At 67.7% G+C, this 4891-nt stretch carries 4 protein-coding genes and 2 riboswitches; of the genes, 3 read left to right on the top strand and 1 reads right to left on the bottom strand.

Going from position 1 to position 4891, the window contains the following annotated elements; genetic code table 11:
- A partial coding sequence (locus KH616_RS21390) for an SAM-dependent methyltransferase (RefSeq protein ID WP_292250586.1) occupies positions 1-126 on the bottom strand: 126 nt, incomplete at its 3' end.
- A 169-nt stretch (positions 127-295) separates the two neighbouring features.
- A riboswitch (cobalamin riboswitch) is annotated at positions 296-534 on the bottom strand.
- A 77-nt stretch (positions 535-611) separates the two neighbouring features.
- Positions 612-878: riboswitch (cobalamin riboswitch) on the top strand.
- A gap of 181 nt (positions 879-1059) precedes the next feature.
- Between KH616_RS21390 and KH616_RS21385 the strand changes: the two genes are divergently transcribed.
- From KH616_RS21385 to KH616_RS21375, 3 genes are all read left to right on the top strand, one after another.
- Positions 1060-2118 (top strand): HoxN/HupN/NixA family nickel/cobalt transporter, encoded by a 1059-nt coding sequence (locus KH616_RS21385; RefSeq protein ID WP_292250584.1) that lies wholly within the window; start codon positions 1060-1062, stop codon positions 2116-2118.
- Positions 2119-2143: 25 nt separating this feature from the next.
- A complete protein-coding gene (gene cobW / locus KH616_RS21380; protein WP_292250583.1) occupies positions 2144-3217 on the top strand; it encodes a cobalamin biosynthesis protein CobW in 1074 nt (357 codons plus the stop codon).
- Between the two features lie 6 nt (positions 3218-3223).
- Positions 3224-4891 (top strand): cobaltochelatase subunit CobN (locus KH616_RS21375; RefSeq protein WP_292250582.1); only part of this gene is annotated, 1668 nt, incomplete at its 3' end.

Below are 4891 nucleotides of genomic sequence, written 5' to 3'. Positions count from 1 at the left end.
CGCCGGATGCCCTCCGGCCCGGAATTCGACGAGCAGCACATTGGCCGCGCCGATTGCGCGCACGGCCTTGAGCGTCAGCAGGTCGGCGTCACCCGGCCCCCCGCCGATCAGCCAGGCGCGGCTCATCGGAAGCGGCACGGCGCGAACCGTGGCGAAGTGGCGAAGTTCGGCGGAAGGGCGGTGCGAAAGCGACCGATACGAAAACGATGCATGGTGAACTGGGTAATGTCCGCACGGCAGCGGACGAAACGCGCACGCAATCCATTCCCCGCGGATCGGGCGTCCGGCGAGCCGCAGGCTCGCCCCTTGCGTCGGCCGGTATCCGGGCTGGCCGCTTGTCAGGCCGCAGCCTTCCCGCCCGGCGCGCGGGCAGTGGCATCGTGGGCGGCCTGGGCATGCGCGCTCGGCGGCGCGTCATGCGGGCGGCGTACCGTTGCGGGGACAGCACAGGCCGAGCGGCGATCCGCTTCCTGTTTCCCGTTTAACTGCGCGCGCCGGCTGGCGCGCACGAGCACCGAACGCGCGCATACGATAGCACAGGCCTCTGCGGGAACCGAGGCTGGCCGATGGATCCGGCGGGCCGTCGCCTTGACGCTCCCTTCCGCGACGCCTACACTCGCACGCGTTTCGGTGCTCGCGCACGCGTTCCTGCGTGCGCAGTTAAACGGGAAACAGGGAGCCCGCCTGCCTCGCAGTCGGCGCCAACCTGTGCTGCCCCCGCAACGGTAAGCGAACGCATTGCGCCATGTGCGATGCAGCCCCGCTTCGCCGCATGTGCGCTCGCATGCGGACGACAGCCACTGGACGCCTCGCGCGTCCGGGAAGGCGAAGCGGGGTGTTCGTCAGCCCGGATACCGGCCAAAACATGGGGTTCAGCGCCGCGGGGATGCGGCGCATCGTCCACGGCCGCAGTGCGCCTGACGCCCAGCGTTTCCCGTTTTCCGACCGTCAGCCGCATTCGCGCGATCGAACGCGCGGCGGACGGCAGGCGGCACGGGGCCCGGGCACCGATGCGGCCGTGTTGGCATTCTTCATGTCGACCGTTCGCAAAGGAGAACCATGCTCGAATCGTTCTTCCGCCTGTTCAACGACAGCCCGTCCGGGCTGCGCGGCAAAATCGCCGTCATCTACACGGCGCTCATCGCGTTCAACCTCGGCGCATGGATCTGGGCGTTCATCGCGTTCCACGGCCAGCCGGTACTGCTCGGCACCGCGCTGCTCGCGTATGTGTTCGGGCTGCGTCATGCGGTCGATGCCGACCATATCGCCGCCATCGACAACGTGACGCGCAAGCTGATGCAGGAAGGCCGCAGCCCGCTCGGCGCGGGGCTGTTCTTCTCGCTCGGCCATTCGTCGGTGGTGATCGTGATGTCGGCCGTGGTCGCGTTGACGGCGGCATCGCTCGCGCGCTTCGAGAGCATGCGCGCGTGGGGCGGGACGATCAGCACCAGCGTGTCGGCCTTCTTCCTGCTGCTGCTCGCGGCGGCAAACCTGATGATCCTGATCTCCGTGTACCGGACGTTTCGCGCCGTGCGGCGCGGCGAGCCGCTCGTCGACGACGATCTCGACCTGCTGATGAACCGGCGCGGCGTGCTTGCGCGCCTGTTCCGGCCGCTGTTCCGGCTCGTGTCGCGGAGCTGGCATCTGTATCCGATCGGCTTCCTGTTCGGCGTCGGCTTCGACACCGCGACCGAGATCGCGCTGTTCGGCATCTCGGCGACGCAGGTGCAGGGCGGCCTGTCCTTCTGGTCGGTGATGGCGTTGCCGGCGCTGTTTACGGCCGGCATGACGCTCGTCGATACGACCGACGGCATCCTGATGATGGGCGCGTATCGGTGGGCGTACGTCCGGCCGATCCGCAAGATCTACTACAACATGACGATCACGTTCGTGTCGGTGCTGGTCGCCGGGCTGATCGGCAGTATCGAGGTGCTGGCGCTGCTCGCCCACAAGCTGTCGCTGCAAGGCGCGGTGTGGGATTTCGCGACGATGGCGGCCGAGCATTTCGGCATCCTCGGCTATGTCGTGATCGGCCTGTTCCTCGCAAGCTGGCTCATTTCGGCCGTGATTTACCGCGTGAAACGCTATGACGAGATCGACGTGACGATCTCCGCCTGATTTCCCTTTCGACCCAGGATATTCCATGCAGATGCGCAAACTTCCGGTGACGATCGTCACGGGCTTTCTCGGCAGCGGCAAGACGACCTTGCTGCGCCACATCCTGCAACACGCCGAAGGCCGCCGCATCGCGGTGATCGTCAACGAGTTCGGCGAGCTCGGCATCGACGGCGAGATCCTCAAGGGCTGCGGGATCGGCTGCGACGATGCGCAGGGCGAAGCGTCCGGCCAGCTCTACGAACTCGCGAACGGATGCCTGTGCTGCACCGTGCAGGAGGCGTTCTATCCGGTGATGGAAGCGCTCGTCGAGCGGCGCGCCGACATCGACCACGTGCTGATCGAGACGTCCGGCCTCGCGCTGCCGAAACCGCTCGTGCAGGCGTTCAACTGGCCGACGATCAAGAACAGCTTCACGGTCGACGCGGTGGTGACCGTCGTCGACGGGCCGGCGACCGCGCGCGGGCAGTTCGCCGAGAATCCGCAGGCGGTCGACGCGCAGCGTCGCACCGATCCGAACCTCGACCACGAATCGCCGCTGCACGAGCTGTTTGCCGATCAGCTGTCGTCCGCCGATCTCGTGATCGTCAACAAGGCCGATCTCGTCGACGACACGCAGCTCGCACAGGTCGAAACGGCGATCCGCGACGAGATCCCGCCGCAGGTGAAGATCGTCCGTGCCGAGCGCGGCGAGCTGGATCTGGCGATGCTGCTCGGGCTCGAGTCGGCATCCGAGGAAACGATCCACCTGCGCCACGACCATCATGGCTCGGCCGACGACGCGGATCACCATCACGATGAATTCGATTCGGTCGTCGTCAGCGGCGATGCGGGCTCGCGCGACGCGACGATCGCCGCGTTGAAGCGCCTCGTCGAGACCCACACGATCTATCGCGTGAAAGGGTTTGCCGCGCTGCCCGACGCGCCGATGCGGCTCGTGATCCAGGGCGTCGGGCACCGCTTCGACAGCTACTTCGACCGCCGCTGGCAGGACGGCGAAGCGCATACGAGCCGCTTCGTGCTGATCGGCGAGGCGCTCGACGCGGCCGAACTGCAGCGCGCGTTCGATGCGGCGCTGGCCGCCGAGCCGCAACAGGCGTAACGCGCGATGCATCTGCTGCGCACTTCGCCGGGCGGCTTCGTCGACGATACCGCGGGTGTCGTCCGGATCGACCAGCGGCCCGCCGACATCGTGATCCTGAGTTCGGCGGACACGACGCTGTCGCTGCTCGCGAGTGTCGTGCCGCGTCTGCCGCCCGGCTTTCCGAGCGTGCGGCTTGCGAACGTGACGTTCCTGCGCCAGCCCGCGTCGGTCGATTTCTACCTCGACGACGTGCTCAGGCATGCGCGCACGGTCGTGATCGACCATCTCGGCGGCGAGGCTTACTGGCCGTACGGGATCGAGCAGGCGGTATCGCTCGCGGCACGGCAGAAGCAGCAGCTCGCGATGTTTTCGGGTGACCTGCAGGAAGATCCGAACCTGATCGCGAAAAGTACCGTTGCACCCGAGCTGTGCCGCCAGTGGTGGCGCTATCTGCGCGAAGGCGGCGCGCACAACGCCGAGGCGTTGTTGCGCAGCATCGCGCATCACACGCTCGGATTCGGCAGCGAGCCGGAGCCGCCGCGCCCGCTCCCGGCGGCGGCGCTGTATCACCCGGCACGCGATCCGGCGTCCATCGAGGACTGGCTGCCGCGCTGGAAGCCGGGCGCGCCCGTGGTCGCGATCCTGTTCTACAAGGCGCACTGGCAGGCCGCGAACACGGCCGTGTTCGATGCGCTCGCCGATGCGCTCGTGCACGAAGGGCTGAATCCGCTGCCGATCGCGGTGACGTCGCTGAAAGATGCCGTGAGCCGCGAGATTATCGAGCGCCTGTGCCGCGCGCACGAGGTCGCGCTCGTGCTGAACACGACCGCGTTTGCGGCCGGCGCGATCGACGATCCGCAGCCGGAAGCGCTCGCGGGCGATGCGCCGGTGCTGCAGGTCATCCTGTCGGGCGGCAACCGTGAGGCCTGGCTCGGCGACAATCAGGGCCTGCATGCGCGCGACATTGCGATGCATATCGCATTGCCCGAGGTCGACGGGCGCATCGTCACGCGCGCGGTGAGCTTCAAGGGACTCGCCTATCGTTGCCCGCATACCGAAGTCGACGTGGTGCGCTACCAGCCCGACGCGGAGCGGATCGAATTCGTCGCGGCGCTCGCGCGCGGCTGGTGCCGGCTGCGCACGCTCGACAACGCCGACAAGCGGCTCGCGCTGATTCTCGCCAATTATCCGCAGAGCGAAGGGCGGATCGGCAACGGCGTCGGGCTCGATACGCCGGCCTCGGCGCTCGGCGTGCTGGCCATGCTGCGCGGCGCGGGCTACCGCGTCGCCGACTTGCCGGCCGACGGCGACGCGCTGATCGCGCAGCTGACCGAAGGCGTGACCAACGATCCGTCGGTGCGCGCGATGCGGCCGGCATTTCAGAGCTTTGCGCTCGCCGATTACCTGACGCATTTCGCGCGCTTGCCGGCGGTCGTGCGCGATGCGCTGAACGAGCGCTGGGGGGCGCCCGAAGCCGACCCGACGCTGCGTCACGGCCGTTTCACGATCGCGGGCTGGCGCGCGGGCAACATCTTCGTCGGCATCCAGCCGTCGCGTTCGCGCGGCGAGCACGACTACGCGAGTTACCACGATGCGGATCTCGTGCCCCCGCATGCGTATCTCGCGTTCTACTTCTGGCTGCGTCACGCGTTCAGGATCGACGCCGTGATTCACCTCGGCAAGCACGGCAAC

It is taken from the genome of Burkholderia sp. (genome assembly GCF_018375725.1).
Classification (GTDB): domain Bacteria; phylum Pseudomonadota; class Gammaproteobacteria; order Burkholderiales; family Burkholderiaceae; genus Burkholderia.
This window is presented reverse-complemented; position numbering and strand designations above follow the sequence as displayed.

What these genes read in the sequence shown, in the direction of transcription:
- KH616_RS21385 (WP_292250584.1), top strand. Translation starts at nt 1,060, where the DNA reads ATGCTCGAATCGTTCTTCCGCCTGTTCAACGACAGCCCGTCCGGGCTG.
- cobW (WP_292250583.1), top strand. Translation starts at nt 2,144, where the DNA reads ATGCAGATGCGCAAACTTCCGGTGACGATCGTCACGGGCTTTCTCGGC.